Source organism: Streptomyces sp. GL_140 (assembly GCF_057834465.1).
The window spans coordinates 6,357,784-6,383,952 of record NZ_CM174404.1; the positions used below are offsets into that span (position 1 = coordinate 6,357,784).

Sequence of the window (26,169 nt, forward strand, 5' to 3'; positions counted from 1 at the left end):
ACCCCATGCCCACCACCGCCGGTCGAAGCCGCCGGAGGTGCCCATGAGTGCAGAGGCCACGAACCCCGAAGCACGTTCCGAAGCGCGCCCTGAACTTCGCAGACGGGGCCGGACCAGGCTTGACCTGCGACGACTCGGACGCGCCGCACTGCTCGGTCCCGCGTCGCGGGACCGGCTGCCGGACGCCATCGGCCATGTCGCCGAGGCGCACCGCGCCCACCACCCCGACGCGGACCTGTCCGTCCTGCGCCGCGCCTATCTGCTCGCCGAGACCTCGCACCGCGGTCAGATGCGCAAAAGCGGTGAGCCGTACATCACACATCCGCTCGCCGTGACGCTCATCCTGGCCGAACTCGGAGCCGAAACCACCACTTTGACGGCCTCCCTCCTCCACGACACCGTGGAGGACACCGACGTGACCCTCGATCAGGTCCGCGAGGAGTTCGGCGAAGAGGTCTGCTTCATCGTCGACGGGGTCACCAAGGTCGAGAAGATCGACTACGGGGCCGCCGCCGAGCCCGAGACATTCCGGAAGATGCTCGTGGCCACCGGCAACGACGTCCGCGTGATGTCCATCAAACTGGCCGACCGGCTGCACAACATGCGCACCCTCGGCGTGATGCGCCCCGACAAACAGGCCCGCATCGCCAAGGTCACCCGGGACGTACTGATCCCGCTCGCCGAACGGCTCGGCGTACAGGCCCTGAAGACCGAGCTGGAAGACCTCGTCTTCGCGATCCTGCACCCCGAGGAGTACGAGCACACCCGCTCGCTCATCGCGGCCCACGCGGGGGACCGCGACCCGCTGCCCGCCATCGCTGAATCCGTCCGCGTGGTGCTGCGCGACGCGGGCATCGCCGCCGAGGTCTTGGTGCGCCCCCGGCACTTCGTCTCCGTGCACCGCATCGCCCTCAAGCGAGGGGAGCTGCGCGGCTCCGACTTCGGCCGCCTGCTGGTCCTCGTGGGGGAGAACGCCGACTGCTACGCGGTCCTGGGCGAGCTGCACACCTGCTTCACCCCGGTCGTCTCCGAGTTCAAGGACTTCATCGCCACCCCGAAGTTCAACCTCTACCAGTCGCTGCACACCGCCTTCGCCACGCCCGAGGGGTACGTCGCCGAGGTGATCGTCCGGACCCGTCAGATGCACCGGGTCGCGGAGGCGGGGGTGGTGGCGCTCGGCAATCCGTACACGGCCACGTCCGCCACGCCCTCGACGACGGCCCCGCAGCCGCCCGGCGAGGCCACCCAGGCCGCCGACCCGGACGAGGAGCGGGTGGACCCCACCCGGCCCGGCTGGCTGTCGCGACTGCTCGACTGGCAGCAGTCGGCGCCCGACCCCGACACCTTCTGGGACGTTCTGCGCTCCGAACTGGCACAGGACCGGGAGATCACCGTGTTCCGGGCCGACGGCGGAACCTTGGGACTGCCCGCCGGCGCCAGCTGTATCGACGCCGCCTACGCGCAGTACGGCGAGGCGGCCCACGGCTGTATCGGCGCCCGGGTCAACGGGCGCCTGACCTCCCTGTCCTCCCGGCTCTCGGACGGGGACACCGTCCAGCTGCTCCTCGCGCACGACGCCGGCTCCGGACCCGCCGCGGACTGGCTGGACCATGCCAAGACCCCGGCCGCCAGGATCGCCGTCAGCAGCTGGCTGGAGTCCCATCCCGACGGGGCCGGGCCCGCCGCGGCCGCGCCCCGGGCGCCGCTGTCGGTGATCGGGGCCCGCGGCGGCGGGGGCAACGCCGTCGCCGACCTGCCGGACGCCACCGTGCGGCTCGCGGGGTGCTGCACGCCGGTGCCGCCGGACGCGGTCGCGGGATTCGTCGTACGGGGCGGGGCCGTGACCGTGCACCGGATCCACTGCGCGACGGTGGCCCAGATGCGGGCGGTGGGACGCACCCCCGTCGTAGTGCACTGGAGGGCGACCGCGGACTGCCGGGTCACCCTGCTCGCCGAATCGTTCGGCCGCCCGCACCTGCTGGCAGATCTGACCGAGGCCATCGCCCGCGAGGGGGTGGAAGTGGTGTCCGCGACCGTCGAACCTCCCGTCGAACAACGGGTCCGGCACACCTACACCCTGCAACTGCCCGACGCCACGGGGCTCCAGGCGCTGATGCGTGCGATGCGCGACGTGCCGGGCGTCTACGACGTCAGCCGGGCGTAGCCCGCCCGCTCCTTTCGGGTGGAGCCGTCGCGCGCCGTTCGCGGGCGCGTGGCGGGCGCTGGTATGCGATGGGGGATGCAGCTCACCTCCCCGCGCCTGCGCGCCGCACTGCTGGCCGCGGCCTCCCTCACCCTCGTCGCCGCCGTGGTGCCCGTACCCAAGGCCCTGGGCATCGGCGACCCGCTGTTCCCGGAGCTCGGGAACCCCGGGTACGACGTGCTCTCGTACGACCTGTCCTTCGCGTACAAGGACAACCGCACTCCGCTCGACGCGGTCACCGTCATCGACGCCCGCACCCTGGAGCGGCTCGAAACCGTCAACCTGGACTTCACCCACGGGAAGGTCGCCTCCGCCGAGGTCAACGGGGAGCCGGCGACCTTCGCGAGCATCGGCGAGGACCTCGTACTGACCCCCGCCCGGCCCGTCGAGCGGGGCGCGCCCCTGCACGTCACCATCCGGCACACGAGCGACCCGCGAGGGCGCGGCGACGGCGGCTGGGTGGTCACCGACGACGGGCTGGCGATGGCCAACCAGGCCGACGCCGCCCACCGGGTCTTCCCCTGCAACGACCACCCCGCCGACAAGGCGTACTTCACCTTCCGGATCACCGCGCCGGCCGGGATCACGGCCGTCGCCAACGGGGTGCCGGGCGCACTCCCGGCCCCGCGCGTCGGCTCCGCGACCACCTGGACGTACCGCACGCTGCACCCCATGGCCACCGAGCTGGCCCAGGTCTCGCTCGGCACGTCGGCCGTCGTCCACGGCACCGGTCCGCACGGGCTGGCGCTGCGCGACGTGGTCCCGGCGGCGGAACGGGAGCGGCTGGAGCCGTGGCTGAAGAAGACCGCCGGGCACATCGAGTGGATGGAGGCACGGGTCGGCCGCTACCCCTTCGAGAACTACGGGGTGCTGATCGCGAAGGCCAGGACCGGCTTCGAGCTGGAGACGCAGACCCTGTCGCTCTTCGAGAGCTCGCTCTTCACGGGCGGCGGCGGATACCCCGACTGGTACGTGGAGTCCGTGATGGTCCACGAGCTGGCCCACCAGTGGTTCGGCGACAGCGTGAGCCCGCGCACCTGGTCGGACCTGTGGCTCAACGAGGGCCACGCCACCTGGTACGAGGCCCTGTACGCGGACGGCCTCGGCAAGTACTCCCTGGAGCGCCGGATGCGCGAGGCCTACCAGCGCTCCGACCAGTGGCGCGCGGCCGGCGGACCCCCGGCTGCGCCGAAGCCGGCCGCCCCGGGGGAGAAGATCGGGCTGTTCCGGCCGGCGGTCTACGACGGAGCCGCGCTGATCCTCTACGCGCTGCGCCAGGAGATCGGGGCCGAGGCCTTCGACCGGGTGGAGCGGCGCTGGGTGGGCGAGCACCGGGACGCGACCGCCGGCACGGGGGACTTCGTACGGCTGGCCTCGCAGGAGGCCGGCCGGGACCTGGGGCCGTTCCTGGAGCCGTGGCTGTACGGGAAGATCACCCCGGCGATGCCGGGGCACCCGGAGTGGGGCGGCCCGAAAAGCGTGTGACGGGTGCGGAAGGGTCATGCCACCATCGACGGGGCCGCGGCTGGAGCCTCCGGGGGAATCTCCTGGTGGTGTCACGCGTTGGACATGACGGTGTTGTGTCACGCGCGGGAGTAGCTTTGGCCTTGGCTCCGCTTCTGCTGTCGCGGACGCATTCGCAATCGACGTAAGGATCCAATGACCTCCTCTTCTTCCCCTTCCCAGGACGCGCGGGACGCACGGGACGACGCGCACGGCGCGTCGGCCTCCGACTCGCAGAGCTTCACCGAGAGCCTTCGGGCCGACGCCCTGATGGAAGAGGACGTCGCCTGGAGCCACGAGGTCGACGGGGACCGGGACGGCGCGCAGTTCGAGCGCTCCGAGCGCGCGGCTCTGCGCCGCGTGGCCGGCCTCTCCACCGAGCTCGAAGACGTCACCGAGGTCGAGTACCGCCAGCTCCGCCTGGAGCGGGTCGTACTCGTCGGCGTGTGGACCTCCGGCACGGTGCAGGACGCGGACAACTCCCTCGCGGAGCTCGCCGCCCTCGCCGAGACGGCCGGCGCACTCGTGCTCGACGGCGTGATCCAGCGCCGCGACAAGCCCGACCCGGCCACCTTCATCGGTTCCGGCAAGGCGCGCGAGCTGCGCGACATCGTCATGGAGAGCGGCGCCGACACCGTCGTCTGCGACGGCGAGCTCAGCCCCGGCCAGCTCATCGCCCTCGAAGACGTCGTCAAGGTGAAGGTTGTCGACCGGACCGCGCTCATCCTCGACATCTTCGCCCAGCACGCCAAGTCCCGTGAGGGCAAGGCGCAGGTCGCGCTCGCGCAGATGCAGTACATGCTGCCGCGCCTGCGCGGTTGGGGTGCCTCGCTGTCCCGGCAGATGGGTGGCGGCGGCGGTGGCGGCATGGCCACCCGCGGCCCCGGTGAGACCAAGATCGAGACCGACCGGCGGCGGATTCGCGAGAAGATGGCGAAGATGCGCCGGGAGATCGCGGAGATGAAGACCGGCCGCGACATCAAGCGGCAGGAACGCCGCCGCAACAAGGTGCCCTCGGTCGCCATCGCCGGATACACCAACGCCGGCAAGTCCTCGTTGCTCAACCGCCTCACCGGCGCGGGCGTACTGGTGGAGAACGCGCTGTTCGCCACCCTCGACCCGACCGTGCGCCGGGCCGAAACCCCGTCCGGCCGGATCTACACCCTGGCCGACACGGTCGGCTTCGTCCGGCACCTGCCCCACCACCTTGTCGAGGCGTTCCGCTCCACGATGGAGGAGGTCGGCGACTCCGACCTCATCCTGCACATCGTGGACGGCTCGCACCCGGCGCCGGAGGAGCAGCTGGCGGCGGTCCGCGAGGTCATCCGCGAGGTCGGCGCCGTCAAGGTGCCCGAGATCGTGGTGATCAACAAGGCGGACGCGGCCGACCCGCTGGTGCTCCAGCGCCTGCTGCGGATCGAGAAGCGCTCCATCGCGGTCTCGGCGCGCACCGGCCAGGGCATCGAGGAACTCCTCGCGCTCATCGACGCCGAGCTGCCGCGGCCGGCGATCGAGATCGAGGCCGTCGTGCCCTACACGCGCGGCGGGCTCGTCGCCCGGGCGCATGCCGAGGGCGAGGTGATCTCCGAGGAGCACACCGCGGAGGGCACCCTGCTCAAGGCGCGGGTGCACGCCGAACTGGCGGCGGAGTTCGCTCCGTACGTGCTCGCGAAGCACTGACCGGACGGGCGGTTCCGACCGCCCGGTGGACATGTGGATGAGGGCCCCCCGCAGGTGCGGGGGGCCCTCATCCACATGTCCTGCCGCCTGCGCCTACTGCCTGCGCCTGCGGCCTACTGGCTCTTACCTGCTCGTCCGGCGGGCTACTTGAACTTGCCGCTCACCGCGTCGAAGATGCCCTTCGCCTCCGGGCCCAGCCGGGGTCCGGCCAGCCAGCCCGCCTTGGCGGGGCCGATGGAGGTGTTGGACACCAGCGCCGGCTTGCCGTCGGAGCCCGCCGCGATCCAGCCGCCGCCCGAGGAACCGCCGGTCATCGTGCAGCCGATGCGGTACATCGAGGGGTCGGTCGCGTTCAGCGAGAGCCGGCCCGGCTTGTCGGTGCACTGGAAGGCCTTCTGGCCGTCGAACGGAGCCGCCGCCGGGTATCCCGTGGCCGTCATGTTCGCGACCTTGGGCACGGCCGGGGCGTTGAACTCCACCGGGAGCGCCGTACCGACCGTTTCCTCCAGGGACTTGCCGCCGCCCTTCTCCGGGGTCACGTGCAGCACCGCGAAGTCGTACGGGGCACCCGCGCCGCCGGTCGGACCGCCGGTCGCGATCCACTGGTCGGAGGTCTGCGCCCAGTCGCTCCACCACACGCCGTACGGGGCCACCTCGTCGCGGGGAGCGCCCTTGAGGGCCGCCGCGGGCTTGCCGGCGTTGTTGTACGACGGGACGAAGGCGATGTTGCGGTACCAGCCGCCCGCCTTGCCCGCGTGCACGCAGTGGCCGGCCGTCCAGACCATGTTGGACTTGCCGGGGTGCGCCGGGTCCTTGACCACGGTCGCCGAGCAGACCATCGAGCCCTCGGGGCTGTCGAAGAAGACCTTGCCGGAGGCGGGGACGCTCTGGTGGTAGGGCGCGGCCGCGGCCTTCGCCGTCACCGGGGCCGGAACCGGATCGGTCACGCCCTGGTCCTTGCCCGCGTCCGGGTCGACGGCCGGAGGCTGGGGAGTCTTGTCGGCGTCACGCATCCGGTCCGAGTCCCACAGGCCCTCGATGATCGGGTTGATGTAGTCGCCCGCCTCGCGGAGCCAGTCCTCCTTCTTCCAGTTCTTCCACGCACCCCCCTTCCACTTCTCCAGGTCGATGCCGTGCTCCTTGAGCTTGTCCTTGAGCGAGTCCGGGATCTTGACCCCGTCGAGGCTCGTGGGAAGGCTCGCCGCCACGGTCGGCTTCGCGTCGGTGTCACCGTCGCCGGGTCCGCAGGCCGCGGCGGTCAGCGCGAGCGCGGCCGAGCAGAGCAGCGCGGTGACCGGTCGGATCGGTCGCATGTCGTGAATCCCCCTGGTGGTTCGGGATGTTGCCTGGGTGCTTGCGCGCCTGGATTCGGACAACTGGATGCCTGGCCGGCCGGCTGGGCTCTCCGGGTCACCCGAGTCGCCCGGGTCGTAGCACCCCACTATGCCGCTGCCGGGGGAGACGGCGCAGCCCGGGGCGACGGTTCCGTGCAACCGGGCCCGTCTCCCGCGCGGAGCAAGGATCTTGGGCCCACCCGTGATCCGCCGCCGCCACCGTCGTTGGTACGTACGGGGGATGGGGGAGCAGCGTTGGTGTTCGAGGCGCACTCCGGAAGAGCAACCGTGCGGGAGGAGCGACACTCGTGGCTTTGACGAGCGAGCAGGCCGCGGCCGAGGCACTCGTCCCGCCGCAGGCCCACCGGGTACCGGGGGCCGCGGCTCGGGGCAGTTCGAGGGTGCCGGGCGGCCGGACGGAGGCGGGAGCCCGCACGGCGCCGGGGGAGGGCATCCTGCGGAGGCAGGCGCAACGGGAGTCCGCGGCGCGGACGTACGCGCGCTCCCTGCCCATCGTCCCCGTGCGGGCAAGGGGGTTGACCATCGAGGGCGCGGACGGCCGGCGCTACCTCGACTGCCTCTCCGGCGCCGGCACCCTGGCCCTCGGCCACAACCATCCGGTGGTGCTCGAAGCCATCCGCGGTGTCCTGGACTCCGGTGCCCCGTTGCACGTCCTGGACCTCGCCACGCCGGTCAAGGACGCCTTCACCACCGAACTGTTCGCCAACCTGCCCGCGGGGCTGGCGGCCGACGCGCGCATCCAGTTCTGCGGACCGGCCGGGGCCGACGCCGTGGAAGCCGCGCTGAAACTCGTCCGGACCGCCACCGGCCGGTCGGGACTCCTCGCCTTCACCGGGGCCTACCACGGCATGACGGCCGGCGCGCGGGAGGCCTCGGGCGGGGCCGCGGACGTACGGGTGACCCGGCTGCCGTATCCGCAGGACTACCGCTGCCCGTTCGGGGTCGGCGGGACCGAGGGAGCGGAACTCTCGGCCCGCTGGACGCAGAGCCTCCTGGACGACCCCAAGAGCGGGGTGGCGGCGCCCGCCGGAATGATCGTCGAACCGGTGCAGGGCGAGGGCGGGGTGCACCCCGCCCCGGACGCCTGGCTGAGGAGGATGCGGGAGATCACCGCGGCCCGCGGGATCCCGCTGATCGCCGACGAGGTCCAGACAGGGGTGGGGCGGACCGGGGCCTTCTGGGGCGTCGACCACGCGGGGGTGGTCCCCGATGTGATGGTGCTGTCCAAGGCCATCGGCGGGAGCCTGCCGCTCGCGGTGATCGTGTACCGGTCGGAGCTGGACCAGTGGGCCCCCGGAGCCCACGCCGGCACCTTCCGCGGCAACCAGCTGGCCATGGCCGCCGGCACCGCGACACTGGCCTACGTCCGGGAGAACGACCTCGCGGCCCGGGCGGACCTGCTGGGCGCGCGCATGCTGGGCTCCTTGCGCGGCCTGATCCCGGCCCACTCCTGTGTGGGGGACGTACGGGGCCGCGGGCTGATGATCGGCGTCGAACTGATCGACCCCGATACCGGGGAGGCCGCCCCCGCCCTCGCGGTGGCCGTCCGCCAGGCGTGCCTGGACCGCGGCCTGATCGTCGAACTCGGCGGGCGGCACGCCAGCGTCGTCCGGCTCCTGCCTCCCCTGACCCTGACCGACGAACAGGCCGCGGCAGTCCTCGACCGCCTCGCCGACGCCATCCCCGCCGCCCTCCGCCGCTAAGGACCTCCATGCCGCACCCCGCCCACCCCCTGGACCCCCCACTCCAGCCCGTCCCCCCGTCCCCCCAGCCCCCGACGGCCCCCGCGCACAGCTCCGGCTCCGCTGCCGGTCCGTCCCCCGACCCGCAGTCCCCGGCCCCGGCCACCCCTGTGCGGGGCTCCGGGTTCGCGACCGAGGCGTTCCCCGATCAGCAGCCCCCGAGCCCGATCGCCCCTGTGCGGAGCTCCGGGTCCGAGGCCAGGGTGTTCTCCGACCCGCAGCCCCTGGCCGGGACCGCCCCCGCGCAGGGCTCCGAGGCCGAGGCCGCGACGTTCCCCGCCCCGCAGCCCTCGGCCGCGATCGCCCCCGGCTCCGAGTCCCCGGCCATGGATGCCACCGCATGGCCGCCCGGTGTCCCGGCCGCCCCCGTCGGAGGCTTCGCATCCACTGCCGGGCTGACTCCGCCTCTTCCCGCGGCGACTCTGCCGATGCGATCACCGCAGGGCCCGTACTCCGAGACTGCTCCCGGACCTACCGCCGCACCTACCGCCGGACCGTCCAACGCTGCCCCGGCAGGATCTACGCCCTCGCCCTCGCCGGCGGCCACGCCCATGCCCTTGCCCACGGCAGGGACGCTGCCTCCGGCCGCCCCCAGAACACTCCTACCGCCGACGCCAGTGCATCCGACCCCCACCTACGTGAGCAAACCCTTCACGAAGGCCGAGCCCGCGCTGGCTTGGGTCATCCCGGCCGGGCCCGCGCCATCAGGCGCCCCGGCCTGGGGCACCGTGCCACTCGGAGGGAACGAGTCCAGGACGTCAGTGGCCCCGCACGGCGGACCGGCGGACATCCCACTCGTCACGGGCAGCGCCCCCGTACCGCCCACAGCCGCCGCCCCGCGCCCTGACATGACCTCCGCTCCAGAGACCGCCCCGGAGCTGCCGTCACCGACGACCGCCAACGCAGCCCCGACCAGGTCTCCTCGCCCTCTCCCTCCGTCGGAACAGCCCCCGGCCGGCGCGGTCAGCCAGGCGAGCCCGGCCGGCTCGGCAGGTCGGGATCGACCGGTCGGCTCGTCGGGTCCGGTCGGGCGGGATGGTTCGGCGAGCCCGGCTGGTTCGAGCAGCCCGGCCGGGTTCGGGCCGATCACCCCGTTGGCTCCGGCCCTGGGCGGTCCGACCCCGGTGGGCGGTGGGTCCGCTTGGTCCTCGCCCGTTCCCGCTTCGCCGGCTGCCACCGGTGCGGCCGCAACCTCCCCTCCCGCTTCCACCTGGCCTTCGTTGCTGCGACCCCCGACTCCGGCCGGCCTCGGCGTCGACGCCACGCGCACGGGCTCGGACGGCAGGAACCCCGACCCGGCCGCCAGCGGCGCGACCGCACCGCCTTCGGCCCGTCCCGCCCCGCTCCGGCCCGAGCCGCCCGTCTCGCCAGGCGCCTTCGGTGGGGTGCTGGATCGGTCTCCGGGGCCCGCCCCCGTCCAGCCTCCGGGCCCTGTCTTCGTCGCCCGACCGGAAGTGCCAGGTCCCGTCGGGGCGTTGAAGCTGACCGGCCCGGCGGGGGCTCCGGCGGCCCCGGCCGCCTCGGCGCCCGTCGCCGGAGCGGTGGCCGAACCGTCCCCGGTGGGCCCCGGCCCTTCGAACTCCGGCCTTGCCGGCCCGGCCGTACCCCTCGCTCCGGGGAACCGGGCCGGGCTGTCCCCGTCCGCGCACGGCCGGACAGCACCGGTGCCGCCCGCGCCAGTGGGTAATGCCGATGGGGCTTGGCCAGCGCCCCCCGCGGCCTCCGTGCTGCCCGCGGCCCTCTCCATGGCCGCCGATGGCACGCCCGACGAGGCACGCCGCAGGCCGTCCCCGGCGGGTTCCGGCAGTGCCGAACCGGCGGGGCAGCCCCAGCAACCGGCTGCCGCACCCCCCGGATCCGCCGCCGGGCCGGGCAATGCTTCGACCGGCCCGGCCGACGCCACGCCGGGCATGCCGGGCATGCCGGGCATGCCGGGCCCGGGCATGCCCTGGATGGCCGCCGAGCCGCGGCTCGGCGGAGACGTCGGCGCCAGTGTCCCCCGGCAGAAGGACGGCGCCGTCAGACCCCGGACGGGAGCGGCCGACCTGTTGGACCACCCCGACCCCGTGGTCGCCGCCGAGGCCGCCTCGGTGGAGAACCTGCTGCGGTGCTGGGTACGTGAGACCGGGCTCGGGCAGCCCACCGGGCCCGTGCTGCGCGTCCCCCTGCCCGCATCCGGCGCCGCCCTGCTCGTCGCCGTCCGCTACTGGTCGGCCGCCGGCTGGCACCGCTTCGGCCCGGCCCTGCTCGAAGGTGCCGCCGTCGACGCCCCCGCCGTGGATGCCGTCACCCTCGCCGCCCTCATCTCCCGCGAGGGCCGTGCCGTCGTCCGAGGCGGCGCCGGCTCTCTCATCACCCCCTCCGGCAACGCCGGCCCAGGTGGTGCGGACCTCGTCGGCCGGGTCGCCGACTCGGTGCACCGGACCGCCGAGTTCATCACCGATCGCCGCCGACGGCCGACCGCCCCCACTCCCGTCGCCGAGGACCGGTTCCTCACCGCCGAACAATCCCTCCTTCTCGGTCACCCGTTGCACCCGACCCCGAAGAGCCGCGAAGGCCTCTCCGAATCCGAAGTGCGCGCTTACTCACCCGAACTCCACGGCTCCTTCCCCCTCCACTGGGTGGCGGTCGCGCCCACAGCGCTCGCCACCGACTCCGCCTGGACCGAACGCGGCCGCCCGGTCTCCGCCGCCCGGCTGCTGGGCCGCCTCGCTCCCGGCCTCCCCGTGCCCGAGGACACCACCCCCCTTCCCCTTCACCCCTGGCAGGCCCGCCACCTGCTCCAGCGCCCCGCGGTCACCGCCCTGCGCGACGCGGGACTCCTGCACGACCTGGGCCCGTACGGAGAGCCCTGGTATCCCACCTCCTCCATCCGCACCGTCCACCGGCCCGGTGCCCCTGTGATGCTCAAGCTCTCCCTGGGCCTGCGCATCACCAACTCCCGCCGGGAGAACCTCCGCAAGGAACTCCGCCGAGGCGTCGAGGTCCACCGGCTGCTCCGCACCGGACTCGCGGAGCGGTGGCAGGCGGCCCACCCCGGCTTCGACATCGTCCGCGACCCCGCCTGGGTGGCCGTGAACGCCGCGGACGGCACCCACGTCCCCGGCCTGGACGTCCTGCTGCGCCACAACCCCTTCCGTCCGGGCGACGACGCCCTCTGCGTCGCCGCACTCACCGCGCTCCGCCCGTGGCCCGGTCGGACCACCATGAGCTCCCGGCTCGCCGAGACCGTCTCGCGTCTCGCCGCCACCACCGGGCGGACGACCTCCGCGGTCTCCGCCGAGTGGTTCCTGCGCTACCTCGACCACGTCGTCCTGCCGGTCCTCGCCTTCGACGCTCTCGCCGGCATCGCCCTCGAAGCGCACCAGCAGAACACGCTGGTCCTCCTCGACCCGGCCGGCTGGCCGGTCGGCGGCCGCTACCGCGACAACCAGGGCTACTACTTTCGCGCCTCCCGCCGCACGGAACTGGAACACCGGCTCCCCGGTATCGGCGCCGCCAGCGACACCTTCGTCTCCGACGCCGTCACCGACGAACGCTTCGCCTACTACCTCGGCATCAACAACGTGCTCGGCCTCATCGGAGCCTTCGGATCCCAGCGGCTCGCCGACGAACGCGTTCTGCTCGCCGCCTTCCGCAGGTTCCTCGGCAAGGCCCTGGACCTCGGCCCGCTCCCCGCGCGGCTGCTCGACTCACCCACCCTGCGCTGCAAGGCGAATCTGCTCACCCGCCTGGGCGGCCTCGACGAGCTCGTCGGCCCCGTCGACACCCAGTCCGTCTACGTCACCATCGCCAACCCCCTTCACGATTGACGCGTCACCACCGACACGGAGAAGACCCCCGATGCCCTCCACCGACTTCCACACCGACGCGCCCCGTGACGCCGAGCCGCGTCTCACCGCCGAGCTGCTGCCGCTGCTCGCCGAAGCGGACCTGCTCGACTCCCCGGCGAGCTGGGGCGGTGTCTCCACGTGGGCCGGACTCTTCCGTCTCGAACCGGTCCGCCTCGGCCGTGACCTGGAGCTGCTCACCCACTGGATGAACGACCCGGAGGTGGCCGCCTACTGGGAACTCGCCGGCCCCGCCGCCGTCACCGCAGCCCACACGCAGGCACAGCTGGACGGGGACAGCCGCAGCATCCCGTGCCTCGGCCTCCTCGACGGCACGCCGATGAGCTACTGGGAGATCTACCGGGCCGACCTCGACCCGCTCTCCGCGTACTACCCGGCGCGCCCCCACGACACGGGTATCCACCTGCTCATCGGAGACGGCACGAACCGTGGCAGGGGCCTGGGCACGGCGCTCCTGCGCGCCGTCGCAGACCTGGTGCTCGACAACCGTCCCCGCTGCATGCGCGTCATCGCCGAACCGGACATCCGCAACACCCCCTCCGTATCAGCCTTCCTGAGCTCCGGCTTCCGCTGTTCCGCGGAGATCGAACTGCCCGGCAAGCGCGCGGCCTTGATGATCCGCGAACGGGCGCTGCGCAATCTCCTCTGAGTGCCGCCCCGCAAGTCCCGGATCCCTCGAGCCCGCCCGCCCCGCCCTCAGTCGTCCTCCGCACCTCTCCCTTCGAAAACTCTGCGCCGCGCAGCAAAGTTCCCGATCTTCGAGGACCCCCGTGCCGAATTTCTCCGCAACCCCCGACTCCTCCGGCCCCCACTTCTCGGACGCCGCCCCCCGTCCCCCCGTCCCCCCGTCCCGGCGGCCTCCGGTGACGCCTGGACCCTGACCCTCGACGACGGCAGCAGCCTCGCGCTTCCGCGCCCGCCGCCGCGCGTACGGCAGCCGGCGCGTCGCCCCCGACGCGATACCGTCTTCTCCCCGCACGGCGAGAACGTCGTCGTGATCTTCGATGAGCACGACGTCCCGGTCCGGCTCGCGGTCAAGGACTTCGTGGACGACGTCAACGTCAGCGACGATCCCCTGCCCGAGCTCGCGGCCATGCCCGACGAGGTTCGCGCGGTGCTGCTCAGCGAGCCCGCCGGCTTCCTGCCCCGGTTCTTCCACTCAGGGCTCTCCGTCGGAGTCTTCCGCCACCTCTCCGCTCTCTGCGAGGACCAGCTCGGCGTCCCGGAGGAGGACTTCTGGTCCCTCGTACGGGCGGAGATCCTGCGCCACCAGGCCCGCTTCCCCGAGCTCAAGGAGCGCTACGAGCTCTTCGACCTCCTCGGTGAACGCATCGGGCGGCTCTGCCTCAACCGCAACCGGCTCTACGAGGACGGCTACCGAGACCGCCCCGACCGTCCGCACGCCGTCCAGCACGGCACCGTGCCGAACCCCTTGTACCGGCCGTGAGTCCTCGTCGGTGCGGCCGCTGTCGGTGGCGCCCCGTAGGGTTGGCAGTGCTATGACGAAGCCCTCCCTCCCCGACCTGCTGCACGCCGCCGTCTCCGCCGTCGGCGGCACGGAGCGCCCCGGCCAGGTGGCCATGGCCGAAGCCGTCGCCGAAGCGATCGACGACAACTCCCACCGCCTCATCCAGGCCGGCACCGGCACCGGAAAGTCCTTGGGCTACCTGGTGCCGGCCCTCGCGCACGGCGAGCGCGTGGTCGTGGCCACGGCGACGCTGGCCCTCCAGCGCCAGCTCGTCGAGCGCGACCTGCCCCGGACGGTGGAGGCGCTGCATCCGCAGCTCCGCCGCCGCCCGCAGTTCGCCATGCTCAAGGGCCGCTCCAACTACCTGTGCCTGCACCGCCTGCACGAGGGCGCCCCGCAGGACGAGGAGGACGGCCTCTTCGACCAGTTCGAGGCGGCCACCCCGACCAGCAAGCTGGGCCAGGACCTGCTGCGCCTGCGCGACTGGTCGGACGAGACCGAGACCGGCGACCGCGACGACCTGACCCCGGGCGTCTCGGACAAGGCCTGGTCGCAGATCTCCGTCTCCTCCCGCGAATGCCTGGGTGCGACGAAGTGCGCGTACGGAGCCGAGTGCTTTGCGGAGGCCGCTCGCGAGCGGGCCAAGCTCGCGGACGTGGTCGTCACCAACCACGCGCTCCTGGCCATCGACGCCATCGAGGGCGCCCCGGTGCTCCCCTCGCACGAGGTACTGATCGTCGACGAGGCCCACGAGCTGGTCTCCCGGGTGACGGGCGTCGCCACCGGCGAGCTCACCCCCGGCCAGGTGAACCGTGCCGTGAAGCGGGCGGCGAAACTGGTCGACGAGAAGACCGCGGACTCCCTGCAGACCGCCTCGGAGACCTTCGAGCGCGTCATGGAGCTGGCGCTCCCCGGCCGGCTGGAGGAGATCCCCGAGGACCTCGGCTACGCGCTGATGGCCCTGCGCGACGCCTCGCGCAACGTGATCTCGGCGATCGGCAACACCCGCGACAAGTCCGTCCACGACGAGGACGCCGTCCGCAAGCAGGCCCTCGCCGCGGTGGAGAGCGTGCACGGCGTGGCCGAGCGGATCATGAACGGGTCCGAGTACGACGTCGTCTGGTACGAGCGCCACGACCGCTTCGGTGCCACGGTCCGGGTCGCCCCGCTGTCGGTGTCCGGCCTGCTTCGCGAGAAGCTGTTCACGGAGCGCTCGGTGGTGCTGACCTCGGCCACCCTCAAGCTCGGCGGCGACTTCAACGGGGTCGCGGCCTCGCTCGGACTGTCCCCGGAGGGTGTCGAGGGGGACGACGTGCCGCAGTGGAAGGGCCTGGACGTCGGCTCGCCGTTCGACTACCCCAAGCAGGGCATCCTCTACGTCGCCAAGCACCTGGCCACCCCCGGCCGCGAGGGCACCCGCGGCGACATGATGGACGAGCTCGCCGAGCTGATCGAGGCGGCCGGCGGCCGCACCCTCGGACTGTTCTCCTCCATGCGCGGCGCGAAGGCGGCCGCCGAGGAGCTGCGCGGCCGGCTCGAGAACCCGATCCTGCTCCAGGGCGAGGAGACGCTGGGCGAGCTGATCAAGAACTTCGCGGCCGATCCGAAGACCTGCCTGTTCGGCACCCTGTCCCTGTGGCAGGGCGTGGACGTCCCCGGACCCAGCTGTCAGCTGGTGGTCATGGACAGGATCCCGTTCCCGCGCCCCGACGACCCGCTGATGAGCGCCCGGCAGAAGTCGGTCGAGGAGCACGGCGGCAACGGCTTCATGGCCGTGGCGGCGACGCACGCGGCGCTCCTGATGGCCCAGGGCGCGGGCCGTCTCGTACGGGCCACCGGGGACAAGGGTGTCGTCGCGGTCCTGGACCCCCGGCTGGCCACGGCCCGGTACGGGAGCTTCCTGCGGGCCACGCTGCCGGACTTCTGGTACACCACGGACCGCAACCAGGTCCGCCGCTCACTGGCGGCGATCGACGCCTCCGCGCAGGCCGACGGGAAGTAGTTATGGGAGCACGAGCGGCAACCATCAATTGAGCAACCCAAGCGGCGAGCAACCACGTCCGCGAGAGCGGCGGCGGTTTAGCCGCAAGAAGCAGAACAGCCCTGGGACCGGCGCAGTGGGTCCCAGGGCTGGATGAGGGCGCGGGGCTTCAGACCCTGCGCAGTACGGCGACGACCTTGCCGAGGATGGTGGCCTCGTCGCCGGGGATCGGCTGGTAGGCGGCGTTGTGCGGGAGCAGCCAGACGTGGCCGTCCTCGCGCTTGAACCGCTTGACCGTGGCCTCGCCGTCGAGCATGGCGGCGACGATGTCGCCGTTTTCCGCGACCGGCTGGCGACGGACCGTGACCCAGTCGCCGTCGCAGATCGCGGCCTCGATCATCGAGTCTCCGACGACCTTGAGGCAGAACAGCTCGCCGTCGCCCACCAGCTGGCGGGGGAGCGGGAACACGTCCTCCACCGACTCCTCGGCGAGGATCGGGCCGCCGGCCGCGATCCGGCCGACCAGCGGGACGTACGAGGCCGCGGGCTTGCCGGTGGTGTCCGTGGGCTGCGAGCTGGGCTGGTCGGAGCCGCGTACCTCGTACGCCCGGGGGCGGTGAGGGTCACGGCGCAGGAAACCCTTGCGCTCCAGGGCCATGAGCTGGTGTGCGACCGACGACGTGCTGGACAGGCCGACGGCCTGGCCGATCTCCCGCATCGACGGCGGGTAACCCCGCCGCTGCACCGAGTCGCGAATGACCTCGATGACCCTCCGCTGCCGGTCGGTGAGCCCGGAGCTGTCGGCGCGGATGCCTGGAGGTCGCCCTGGCAGCGAGCGTGCGGGGCGTACGGGCTCCGCCTCCGGGTTCAGGCTTGCGTCGTTCATGGCATGCACCGGCTCAAGTCGGCTCTGGGAGCGGTTCTGGGCAGTGATGGTGGCACTGTCTGCGGTGGTGGTCACGTCGGCCCCTCTCGAAATGTTCTCCCTAGCTGGACAACGGTAGTTGCTTTCGAAAGGTTGCGCCAAACACACGTTCGAGTGAAAAATCGCAGATCATCCGCCGTGTTCACGCCGGGGGGTGTATGGACGGCCGGTAGCCGATCGGCGGGCCGTCTGGACCGAACGGAGGTTCGGCTCCGGAGTCACTGCTTACGGTACCCTTCCGGGTCGGGTCGCCACCGTCCGGGTCCGGGCCCAGTGTGGCACCGCGAGGCCTCGGATCAGGCCATCGGGCGCCGCGACACGCGGAGCGACGTAAATCCACCACAACCCAAGATCTAGTGGTTGGATGAGCGCTGCCGCCCAGAGGTTGTGGTCGTCGGTCTGCCGAAGGCCCCGACATCGCATATGCTTGTGGCTGCTTCATGAGCCCCCCGACAGAGCTTCGACTCTGCCGTTCAGGGGTCTCATGAGGTGATTCAGTCGTGCCAAGAGAAGGGTGAGGGAACCATGCACTGCCCCTTCTGCAGGCACCCCGACAGCCGTGTCGTCGACAGTCGGACCACCGACGACGGCACGTCGATCCGCCGACGCCGCCAGTGCCCCGACTGCTCCCGTCGCTTCACGACGGTGGAGACGGCCTCGCTGATGGTGATCAAGCGCAGCGGGGTGACCGAACCCTTCAGCCGTACCAAGGTCATCTCCGGCGTGCGCAAGGCGTGCCAGGGGCGGCCGGTTACCGAGGACGCCCTCGCCAAACTCGGCCAGCGGGTCGAAGAGGCGGTGCGCGCCACCGGGAGCGCCGAGCTGACCACGCATGACGTGGGTCTGGCCATACTCGGCCCGTTGCAGGAACTCGACCTGGTCGCGTACCTCCGGTTCGCGTCCGTCTACAAGGCGTTCGACACACTCGAAGACTTCGAGACCGCCATCGCGGAACTCCGCGTGCCGCGGTCCCACCCCGAGGAGTGCGAGCCCGGTGGGACCGCTTCGGTCCCCGTGCCCGCCTCCGCCGCCGACTGATCCGGCGGTCGCGCCCGCAGCGCGGCCGTCCGCCCGGTCCGGCGATGGAATCGCAGATTCGTAGCTACACAGACATACACACAGCACCGTGCCGCGGAATATCGATGGCACTTTAGGGCGTTTTTGCCCGCATATGGGAGGAAGCGGCATGACAGAGACGGCGAGCAGCTCGGCACGAGGTTCCCGCGCCAAGGGGACCAAGACTGCCAAGAGCGGCCTGCGTATCGAGCGCATCCACACCACCCCGGGCGTGCACCCGTACGACGAGGTGACCTGGGCGCGCCGTGACGTCGTCATGACCAACTGGCGCGACGGTTCGGTCAACTTCGAGCAGTACGGCGTGGAGTTCCCCGACTTCTGGTCGGTGAACGCGGTCAACATCGTCACCAGCAAGTACTTCCGTGGTGCTGTCGGCAGCCCGCAGCGCGAGACCGGTCTCAAGCAGCTGATCGACCGGATCGTGAAGACGTACACGAAGGCCGGCGAGGACTTCGACTACTTCACGTCGCCCGCCGACGCCGAGATCTTCGAGCACGAGCTGACCTACGCGCTCCTGCACCAGATCTTCAGCTTCAACTCGCCGGTGTGGTTCAACGTCGGTACGCCCCAGCCGCAGCAGGTCTCTGCCTGCTTCATCCTGGCCGTCGACGACTCCATGGAGTCGATCCTCGACTGGTACAAGGAAGAGGGCATGATCTTCAAGGGCGGCTCCGGCGCCGGCCTGAACCTCTCCCGCATCCGCTCCTCCAAGGAGCTCCTCTCCTCCGGTGGCAACGCCTCGGGTCCGGTCTCCTTCATGCGCGGCGCCGACGCGTCCGCCGGAACCATCAAGTCGGGCGGCGCCACCCGCCGTGCGGCCAAGATGGTCGTCCTGGACGTGGACCACCCGGACGTCGAGGACTTCATCGCGACCAAGGTGAAGGAAGAGGAGAAGATCCGCGCCCTGCGCGACGCGGGCTTCGACATGGACCTGGGCGGCGACGACATCACGTCCGTCCAGTACCAGAACGCCAACAACTCCGTTCGCGTGAACGACGAGTTCATGACGGCCGTGGAGAACGGCACCGAGTTCGGCCTGCGTGCCCGCATGACCGGCGAGGTCATCGAGACGGTCGACGCCAAGTCGCTCTTCCGCAAGCTCGCCGAGGCCGCGTGGGCCTGTGCCGACCCGGGCATCCAGTACGACGGTGTGATCAACAACTGGCACACCTGCCCCGAGTCCGGCCGCATCACCGCGTCGAACCCGTGCAGCGAGTACATGCACCTGGACAACACGTCCTGCAACCTCGCGTCGCTGAACCTGATGAAGTTCCTCGACGACGACGGCAAGGGCAACCAGTCCTTCGACGCCGAGCGCTTCTCCAAGGTCGTCGAGCTCGTCATCACCGCGATGGACATCTCCATCTGCTTCGCGGACTTCCCGACGCAGAAGATCGGCGAGAACACCCGCGCCTTCCGCCAGCTGGGCATCGGCTACGCCAACCTCGGCGCCCTGCTGATGGCCACCGGCCACGCCTACGACTCCGACGGCGGCCGCACCCTCGCCGCCTCGATCACCTCGCTGATGACCGGCACCGCCTACAAGCGCTCCGCCGAACTGGCCGCGATCGTCGGCCCGTACGACGGCTACGCCCGCAACGCCGAGTCCCACAAGCGCGTCATGAAGCAGCACGCCGACGCCAACGCCGTCGCCCCGCGCACCGAGGACCTGGACAAGGTCATCTGGGCCGCGGCCACCGAGGCCTGGCAGGACGTCGTCCGACTCGGCGAGAAGAACGGCTTCCGCAACTCGCAGGCCTCCGTCCTCGCGCCGACCGGCACCATCGGCCTCGCGATGTCCTGCGACACCACCGGTGTCGAGCCGGACCTGGCCCTGGTCAAGTTCAAGAAGCTCGTCGGCGGCGGCTCGATGCAGATCGTCAACGGCACCGTCCCGCAGGCCCTGCGCCGCATGGGATACCAGGAAGAGCAGATCGAGGCGATCGTCGCTCACATCGCCGAGCACGGCGTGGTCGTCGACGCCCCGGGCCTGAAGACCGAGCACTACTCCGTCTTCGACTGCGCGATGGGCGAGCGTGCCATCTCCGCGATGGGCCACGTCCGCATGATGGCCGCGATCCAGCCCTGGATCTCCGGCGCGATCTCCAAGACGGTCAACATGCCGGAGACGGCGACCGTCGAAGAGATCGAGGAGATCTACTTCGAGGCGTGGAAGCTGGGCGTCAAGGCGCTCGCGATCTACCGCGACAACTGCAAGGTCGGCCAGCCCCTCTCCGCGAAGAAGAAGGAAGAGGAGAAGGTCGAGGTCACGGCCAAGGCCGAGGACACGATCCGCACGGCGGTCGAGAAGGTCATCGAGTACCGCCCGGTCCGCAAGCGCCTCCCGAAGGGCCGCCCGGGGATCACCACCTCCTTCACGGTCGGTGGCGCCGAGGGCTACATGACCGCGAACTCCTACCCGGACGACGGTCTCGGCGAGGTCTTCCTGAAGATGTCCAAGCAGGGTTCCACCCTCGCGGGCATGATGGACGCCTTCTCGATCGCCGTCTCGGTCGGTCTGCAGTACGGCGTCCCGCTGGAGACGTACGTCGCGAAGTTCACGAACATGCGCTTCGAGCCGGCCGGCATGACGGACGACCCGGACGTGCGGATGGCGCAGTCGATCGTCGACTACATCTTCCGCCGCGTGGCGCTCGACTTCCTGCCCTTCGAGACCCGCTCGGCCCTCGGCATCCACTCCGCCGAGGAGCGTCAGCGTCACCTGGACACCGGTTCCTACGAGCCCCTCGACGAGCAGCTCGACACGGAGTCCCTGACCCAGTCGGCCCCGCTCGCGGCGGTTCCCCCGGTGGCCCCGAAGCCGGTCGCGGTGGCGGTCGCCCCGGTCCCGGCCCCCAAGACGGCGCACTCCAACGCCGAACTGGTCGAGATGCAGCTCGGCGTCTCCGCCGACGCCCCACTCTGCTTCTCCTGCGGCACGAAGATGCAGCGCGCCGGCTCCTGCTACATCTGCGAGGGCTGCGGCTCCACCAGCGGTTGCAGCTGATACCGGGCGTGGCCTCAGGGCCGCAGCGGCTGAATAGCTGACGAAGAGGGGACCGGCATGATGCCGGTCCCCTCTTCCGCGTTGCGGGTGATGTGCTCCAGCACGGAGATCGCGGTGCGGTACTCCTCCGGGGTGATGCCCTTCGTCGACCGCTCGCGGAAGGCGGCTACGCGGGTGGCCGCGGCGGCGAAGCGGGTGCGGCCGGCGGGGGTGAGGGACAGGGCGCCGGGCGGCTCCTCGCGGAGCCAGCCGTCGGCGGTGAGGGATTCGACGGTGCCGGTCAGGGTCGCGCTGTCGGCGTTGGCGGCGAGGAGGGCGTGTACGTCGGCGGGCGCCGTCGGGCCCGCTTCGACCGAGTTGAGCACCTGCCAGCCGAGCCGGGTCAGGCCGGCGTCGGCGAGGAGGGCGTCCATGGAACGGGTGAGGGCCAGGTCGGTGCGGTTCAGCCAGTATCCGATGGGCTTCATGGATATGCATGCTTGCATGCATATAGTTTCGGGTCAACATGCGATTCGGTAGGGTGGTGGTCATGACTACGCCCGAAAGCGGACCCGAGAGCGGACCGGCGAGTGGATTCGTGAGCGGACCCGTGCGTGCTTACGGCCCGGACGAGGCCGCCGCGCTGCTGGATGCCGTCGGTCCGGCCTTCGGCAAGCTCCGCCGGTCGGTACTGGCCGAGGTGGAGAATCCCCTGTCGCCGAAGGACATGACGCGCACGCTCGTGCTCAACATCGTCGAAGACGGTGCGAAGGCTCCGGACGGCGAGGTGACGGTCGGGTCGGTCGCCGAGAGGCTCGGCGTGGATCCGTCCGTGGCCAGCCGGATGGTCTCCGACTGCATCTCCAGCGGCTACCTCGTCCGGGCCGCCTCGCAGCGCGACGGCCGGCGCACCATCCTGTGCCTGAGCCCGCAGGGCGTGGACCTGCTGGGCCGTTTCCGGGCACACCAGCGCGCCGCGTTCGAGTACGTGACGACCGACTGGTCCGAGCTCGACCGGCTCGACCTGGCCCGGCTCATGGTCAAGTATGTCGACGCGATCGCGGGCCTGCGCGAGCGGGGCCCGGCCGGCGGCTGACGGGCAGGAGGGCGACCGGTCGGCGCCCCCGGCTCGCGCTTCAGTGCGGGATGGTGCGGGCGGGCCGAGTAATCGTTTCTTCTCGGAAGTCCGAGATCGCGGAGCTCACCTGGCGCATGAGATGGGTGTTCTCGATCCGGTCGAGGTAGAGGCAGCGGGCGGCGAGGCCGGTCAGTTCGAAGGCGAAGCACAAGGACATCAGCGGGTTCACGAAGAGCTCGCTGTCCCGGGTGCGGCTGGTGAACCGGACGTCCCCGAAGGCACCGCGGACGGCCGCGGCGACCGAGCCGTTCACGATGCTCGGATGCTCCGGGGTGTGGTCCTGGGCGTGGGTCACGGCATCGAGGTAGAGCGCGCCCTCACGGGTGGCGCGGGGTATCGAGAACGCCCCGAGGTACGCCCCGTCCCGCTCCAGCGCCGCGATGTTCTCCAGCACCAGCGCGTGGCTCACCCCGTGGTACGCGTCCACGCCGAAGCCCACCGAGACGACGAGGCGTTCGGGTACGTCGTCCAGCGCGGCCAGCGCCGCCACGCTGGTCAGATCCTCCTCAGGTGTGCCGAGGCCGGCTTCGTCACCCCGCATCAGGATGTCGGTGCCGCCGTCGACCAGGACCACCGCGTCGATGCGGTGCAGGTCGATCAGCTCCTGGTAGGCGGCGCGCAGCGGCTGCACGCCGACCTGGGGGAAGGCGTACACCGTGGACGGGTAGTCGTGCAGCTGCAGCCACTGGGCCAGGGTCCGCTCGGGGAAGTAGGCCTGGTGGGGCGAGGTCTCCGGGGTGACGGCCGCGAGGTCCGGGGCCACCCAGTCCTCCACCGGGAGGCCCGCGAGCGCGCTGAAGGAGAGGTTCGCGAGGTGGACCTCCTTGCCCTGGTGCATGAGGGAGAGGGCGATGGGGAGGCCGGAGTAGATGTCGAAGCCACCGCCGGCGCCGGCGACGAGGATCCGCTCGGCCGAAGCCAGGCGGGTGAAGAGCGGGTTGGAGTGCAGGGCGGTCATGACCATCATTGTGCGGGGACGTTGCGACCGGACGCCCCGGGATTTCAAGGTACGGCGAGTGAGCGAGGGAGCGGGGGAGCCATGTGGAACGGTGACCAGTTGGACCTGGGTGCCTATCTCGCGAGGATCGGATGGGAGGGCGGGGAACTCCGGCCGGATCCGGCGACGTTGAAGGAAGTACACCGGGCCCACACCGGTGCGATCACCTTCGAGAGTCTGGACGTACTGTTCGGCCGCCCTGTCGCGCTGGAGGTCAAGGCGGTCGAGGACAAGCTCGTGCACGAGCGCCGCGGCGGCTATTGCTACGAGCAGAACCTGCTGCTGGCCGCTGCCCTGGAGCGGCTCGGCTTCGAGGTCTCCGGGCGCGGTGCCCGCAACCGCAGCCGCGGGGACACCCTCCTCGCGGTGACGCACGCCGTCCTCGTCGTCACCGTCGAAGGGGAGCCCTGGCTCTGTGACGCCGGGTTCGGCTGGCAGGGGCCGCGCGAGCCCGTGCCGCTGGTGCGCCCCGGCACCGAGGTGCGCCAGGGGGAGTGGGTGTTCCGCGTCCGGGAGGAGGCGGGCGGGGTCCTCGTGCTCTGCACCCTGCGCGAGGGAGCCTGGCGCGACCTGTACGCCTTCTCCCCGCAGCCCTACCACCCCGTCGACTACGTGGTGCTCAACCACTACAGCTCCTCGCACCCCCGCTCCTCCTTCGCCGGCAAGGTCATCGTCCAGCGCCCGGGCGACCGGGCCCGGCTGGCGCTCGTGGGCCGGGAGCTCACCCGGCTGACGCCCGACGGGCGGACGGAGCGCAGGGAGGTGGAGGCCGAAGGGCTGCTCGCCCTGCTCGACCGGGAGTTCGGGCTTCGCCTGCCCGATCGGGACGCGGCGGAACTCCTGCGGATCTACCGCGCCGGGGACTGACCCGGGCCCCGCCGGGCCCGTACGATGGCGCAGTGCTGGTCAAGTGGATTCGCTGCACGGTGACGGACCGACGCGGGTTCGAGCGCGGGCAGCGAAAATGGGCTGGGCTGCCCGGCGAACCGGGTTTCCGGGGACAGGGCGGCGGCTGGAGCCGGGGCCGGCAGGGGGTGGCGCATGTCTTCGCGTTCTGGGAAAGCCGCTCCTTCTACGATTCCTTCATGGCGCGGTCGCACGACCGGCTGGCGGCCTCGCAGAACGGCACCTTCACCGACGCGCGGGTCACGCTCTTCGACCACCGCTTCGATGTGAAGACCGGCTTCGAGCCGAGGTTCACCGACGCCGACGTCGTCCGGGTCGCCCATACCCGGGTGCGCGAGGGCAGGGTGGACCACTTCGCCCTCATGCAGGAGAAGGTGTGGAATCCGGCCATGGCGGGCTCGCCCGGCATGATCCGGGGCCTCTTCGGCGAGGCACCCGGCCGGGAGTTCCTCGTCCTGTCGATGTGGCAGGCGGCGGCCGAACACGGCAAGTACCGCCAGGAGCGGGTCGAGCGGCTCTCGCTGCGCGCCCAGATCCAGGCCGACGTGGAGGCCCTCACCGGTGACGTCGTCGATCTGGAACCTTCCTGGACGGTATGACCGTACGAAATGACCGTATGAAGAGCTGGCCGTACGACCGCGGCTCGTCCGACCGGCGTGCCCGGTCGGCATGCCCGCCGGTGGCCGAATAGGGTCGTGGGATGGTTCGACCACGACGCATCGTCCTTGTCCGGCACGGGGAATCGGAGGGCAATGCCGATGACTCGGTGTACGAGCGGGAGCCCGACCACGCCCTGAGGCTCACCCGCACCGGGCACGAGCAGGCCGCCGACGCCGGCGTCCGGCTGCGCGAGCTCTTCGCGGACGAGTCCATCAGCGCGTACGTCTCTCCGTACCGCCGGACCCTGCAGACCTTCCGGGAGTTGCGCCTGGACCCGGCGCGGGTCCGGATGCGCGAGGAGCCGAGGCTGCGCGAGCAGGACTGGGGCAACTGGCAGGACCGGGACGACGTACGGCTGCAGAAGGCGTACCGCGACGCGTACGGACACTTCTTCTACCGTTTCGCGCAAGGGGAGTCGGGCGCCGACGTGTACGACCGCGTCGGCTCCTTCCTGGAAAGCCTCTACCGCAGCTTCGAGGCCCCGGACCACCCGGAGAACGTGCTGCTCGTGACCCACGGGCTGACGATGAGACTGTTCTGCATGCGCTGGTTCCACTGGTCCGTGGCCGAGTTCGAGGCCCTCTCCAACCCGGGCAACGGCGAATACCGGGTCCTGCTGCTGGGCCCCGACGGCCGGTACCGGATGGACCGCCCGTTTGAGCGGTGGACCACACCCGAGCCCTACGACCTGGACGGCTAGAGTGACGCGCGATGACCTCTGACTCCTCTTCCGAAAGGCGCTACGCGCGCGCCATGGCCAGCCTCCGTGGGCTGGCCCTGGGGGACGCCCTGGGCTCCCAGTACTTCGTCCCCGTCAACTACCCGCTGCTCAAGCGGCGCGAGCTGCCCCTCGGCAGCGATCCGTGGCAGTGGACCGACGACACCGAGATGGCCTGCTCGGTGGTGGCCGTGCTCGCCGAGCACGACCGGGTGGACCAGGACGCTCTGGCCTCCTCCTTCGCCCACCACCACGACTTCGACCGCGGCTACGGCCCCGCTGTCAACCGGATGCTGCGCCTGGTGCGCGAGGGCGCGGACTGGCGCACGCTCGCCGCCGAACTGTTCAACGGGCAGGGCTCGTGGGGCAACGGTGCGGCCATGCGGGTCGCCCCGCTGGGCGCCTGGTACGCGGACGACCCCGAGCAGGCCACCCACCAGGCGGAGATCTCCGCCTACACGACCCACCAGCACCGCGAAGCTGTCTGCGGGGCGATGGCCGTGGCCGCCGCGGCCGCGCTGGCGGCCGCCCCGGCCGGACCTCCCACGGCAGCCGACCTGCTGGACGGTGTGATCGCGCTGGTGCCGCGCAGCGCGGTGGGCGCCGGGTTGCGGCGGGCGCGCGACATGCTGGACTACAGCGACGCGACCACGGTCGCGGCCGTACTGGGCTGCGGGCGGCGCACCAGCGCCCACGACACCGTGCCGTTCGCCCTGTGGTCGGCGGCGCGGGGCCTGGGCGACTACGAGCGGGCCTTCTGGACCACCGCGCAGGTGGGCGGCGACGTCGACACGACCTGCGCGATCGTCGGCGGGGTGCTCGGCGCGCGCGGGGACGAGGTGCTGCCGGCCGCCTGGCTGGCACGGACCGAGGCGCTGCCGGCCTGGCTGCCCGAGACGGCGCGGTAGCGGCGGTCCGTGCCGGTCCATGCCTTTCCGTTTGTCACGGTCCTGACACAGGACTCTTTTGAGCCTGTTCA

The 26,169-nt window shown here is 71.5% G+C and carries 19 protein-coding genes and 1 pseudogene; 15 read left to right on the top strand and 5 right to left on the bottom strand.

Annotated elements, in window-relative coordinates:
- Positions 1–43: 43 nt before the first annotated feature.
- From AC3IYJ_RS29935 to hflX, 3 genes are all read left to right on the top strand, one after another.
- Positions 44–2,164, top strand: a complete 2,121-nt coding sequence (locus tag AC3IYJ_RS29935; RefSeq protein ID WP_489397632.1) for a RelA/SpoT family protein — start codon at positions 44–46, stop codon at positions 2,162–2,164.
- A gap of 75 nt (positions 2,165–2,239) precedes the next feature.
- Complete coding sequence (locus AC3IYJ_RS29940; RefSeq protein ID WP_489397633.1) at positions 2,240–3,688, top strand: M1 family metallopeptidase; 1,449 nt, start codon at positions 2,240–2,242, stop codon at positions 3,686–3,688.
- A 174-nt stretch (positions 3,689–3,862) separates the two neighbouring features.
- Positions 3,863–5,386 (top strand): GTPase HflX, encoded by a 1,524-nt coding sequence (hflX, locus tag AC3IYJ_RS29945; RefSeq protein WP_489397634.1) that lies wholly within the window; start codon positions 3,863–3,865, stop codon positions 5,384–5,386.
- A 143-nt stretch (positions 5,387–5,529) separates the two neighbouring features.
- On the opposite strand, the gene AC3IYJ_RS29950 is transcribed toward hflX, so the two are convergent.
- Positions 5,530–6,699, bottom strand: a complete 1,170-nt coding sequence (locus tag AC3IYJ_RS29950; protein WP_489397635.1) for a trypsin-like serine peptidase — start codon at positions 6,697–6,699, stop codon at positions 5,530–5,532.
- Positions 6,700–7,121: 422 nt separating this feature from the next.
- Between AC3IYJ_RS29950 and AC3IYJ_RS29955 the strand changes: the two genes are divergently transcribed.
- Entirely contained in the window at positions 7,122–8,444 is a 1,323-nt protein-coding gene (locus AC3IYJ_RS29955; RefSeq protein ID WP_489402968.1) for a diaminobutyrate--2-oxoglutarate transaminase family protein, read from the top strand.
- 187 nt (positions 8,445–8,631) lie between these two features.
- On the opposite strand, the gene AC3IYJ_RS29960 is transcribed toward AC3IYJ_RS29955, so the two are convergent.
- A complete protein-coding gene (locus tag AC3IYJ_RS29960) occupies positions 8,632–8,811 on the bottom strand; it encodes a hypothetical protein (protein WP_489397636.1) in 180 nt (59 codons plus the stop codon).
- A gap of 1,417 nt (positions 8,812–10,228) precedes the next feature.
- Here AC3IYJ_RS29960 and AC3IYJ_RS29965 point away from each other — a divergent pair.
- The 4 genes and pseudogenes from AC3IYJ_RS29965 to AC3IYJ_RS29980 all read left to right on the top strand — a co-directional run bounded on the left by AC3IYJ_RS29965 (position 10,229) and on the right by AC3IYJ_RS29980 (position 15,804).
- The gene (locus tag AC3IYJ_RS29965) at positions 10,229–12,295 is read left to right on the top strand and encodes an IucA/IucC family protein (RefSeq protein WP_489397637.1); all 2,067 of its coding nucleotides are present in this window, start codon (positions 10,229–10,231) and stop codon (positions 12,293–12,295) included.
- Positions 12,296–12,326: 31 nt separating this feature from the next.
- Positions 12,327–12,983 (top strand): GNAT family N-acetyltransferase, encoded by a 657-nt coding sequence (locus AC3IYJ_RS29970; RefSeq protein ID WP_489397638.1) that lies wholly within the window; start codon positions 12,327–12,329, stop codon positions 12,981–12,983.
- A 303-nt stretch (positions 12,984–13,286) separates the two neighbouring features.
- Positions 13,287–13,781: pseudogene (locus AC3IYJ_RS29975) on the top strand (IucA/IucC family C-terminal-domain containing protein); the annotation flags it as partial.
- A gap of 52 nt (positions 13,782–13,833) precedes the next feature.
- Complete coding sequence (locus AC3IYJ_RS29980; RefSeq protein WP_489397639.1) at positions 13,834–15,804, top strand: ATP-dependent DNA helicase; 1,971 nt, start codon at positions 13,834–13,836, stop codon at positions 15,802–15,804.
- Positions 15,805–15,952: 148 nt separating this feature from the next.
- Here AC3IYJ_RS29980 and lexA read toward each other — a convergent pair whose 3' ends face one another.
- Positions 15,953–16,744: a transcriptional repressor LexA gene (lexA, locus tag AC3IYJ_RS29985; protein WP_214953278.1), complete on the bottom strand. Its 792-nt coding sequence runs from the start codon at positions 16,742–16,744 to the stop codon at positions 15,953–15,955.
- A gap of 489 nt (positions 16,745–17,233) precedes the next feature.
- Here lexA and nrdR point away from each other — a divergent pair, with 489 nt between their 5' ends.
- Together nrdR and AC3IYJ_RS29995 are read left to right on the top strand one after the other, a co-directional pair.
- Positions 17,234–17,746: a transcriptional regulator NrdR gene (gene nrdR / locus AC3IYJ_RS29990; protein WP_384651380.1), complete on the top strand. Its 513-nt coding sequence runs from the start codon at positions 17,234–17,236 to the stop codon at positions 17,744–17,746.
- A 148-nt stretch (positions 17,747–17,894) separates the two neighbouring features.
- On the top strand, positions 17,895–20,792 hold the full coding sequence (locus tag AC3IYJ_RS29995; protein WP_489397640.1) for a vitamin B12-dependent ribonucleotide reductase: 2,898 nt from the start codon (positions 17,895–17,897) through the stop codon (positions 20,790–20,792).
- A gap of 14 nt (positions 20,793–20,806) precedes the next feature.
- On the opposite strand, the gene AC3IYJ_RS30000 is transcribed toward AC3IYJ_RS29995, so the two are convergent.
- Entirely contained in the window at positions 20,807–21,259 is a 453-nt protein-coding gene (locus AC3IYJ_RS30000; RefSeq protein WP_489397641.1) for a MarR family winged helix-turn-helix transcriptional regulator, read from the bottom strand.
- 62 nt (positions 21,260–21,321) lie between these two features.
- Between AC3IYJ_RS30000 and AC3IYJ_RS30005 the strand changes: the two genes are divergently transcribed.
- Positions 21,322–21,867 carry a MarR family winged helix-turn-helix transcriptional regulator gene (locus AC3IYJ_RS30005; RefSeq protein WP_489397642.1) on the top strand — a complete coding sequence of 182 codons (546 nt, stop codon included), beginning with the start codon at positions 21,322–21,324 and terminating at the stop codon, positions 21,865–21,867.
- Between the two features lie 40 nt (positions 21,868–21,907).
- Here AC3IYJ_RS30005 and AC3IYJ_RS30010 read toward each other — a convergent pair whose 3' ends face one another.
- The gene (locus tag AC3IYJ_RS30010; protein ID WP_489397643.1) at positions 21,908–22,867 is read right to left on the bottom strand and encodes a DUF1152 domain-containing protein; all 960 of its coding nucleotides are present in this window, start codon (positions 22,865–22,867) and stop codon (positions 21,908–21,910) included.
- A gap of 81 nt (positions 22,868–22,948) precedes the next feature.
- On the opposite strand from AC3IYJ_RS30010, the gene AC3IYJ_RS30015 reads away from it, so the two are divergent.
- From AC3IYJ_RS30015 to AC3IYJ_RS30030, 4 genes are all read left to right on the top strand, one after another.
- On the top strand, positions 22,949–23,773 hold the full coding sequence (locus AC3IYJ_RS30015) for an arylamine N-acetyltransferase family protein (RefSeq protein ID WP_489397644.1): 825 nt from the start codon (positions 22,949–22,951) through the stop codon (positions 23,771–23,773).
- A 32-nt stretch (positions 23,774–23,805) separates the two neighbouring features.
- Entirely contained in the window at positions 23,806–24,411 is a 606-nt protein-coding gene (locus tag AC3IYJ_RS30020; RefSeq protein WP_384651390.1) for a YdbC family protein, read from the top strand.
- A gap of 101 nt (positions 24,412–24,512) precedes the next feature.
- Complete coding sequence (locus tag AC3IYJ_RS30025; RefSeq protein WP_489397645.1) at positions 24,513–25,172, top strand: histidine phosphatase family protein; 660 nt, start codon at positions 24,513–24,515, stop codon at positions 25,170–25,172.
- Between the two features lie 11 nt (positions 25,173–25,183).
- Positions 25,184–26,098 (top strand): ADP-ribosylglycohydrolase family protein, encoded by a 915-nt coding sequence (locus AC3IYJ_RS30030; protein ID WP_489397646.1) that lies wholly within the window; start codon positions 25,184–25,186, stop codon positions 26,096–26,098.
- Positions 26,099–26,169: the final 71 nt, after the last annotated feature.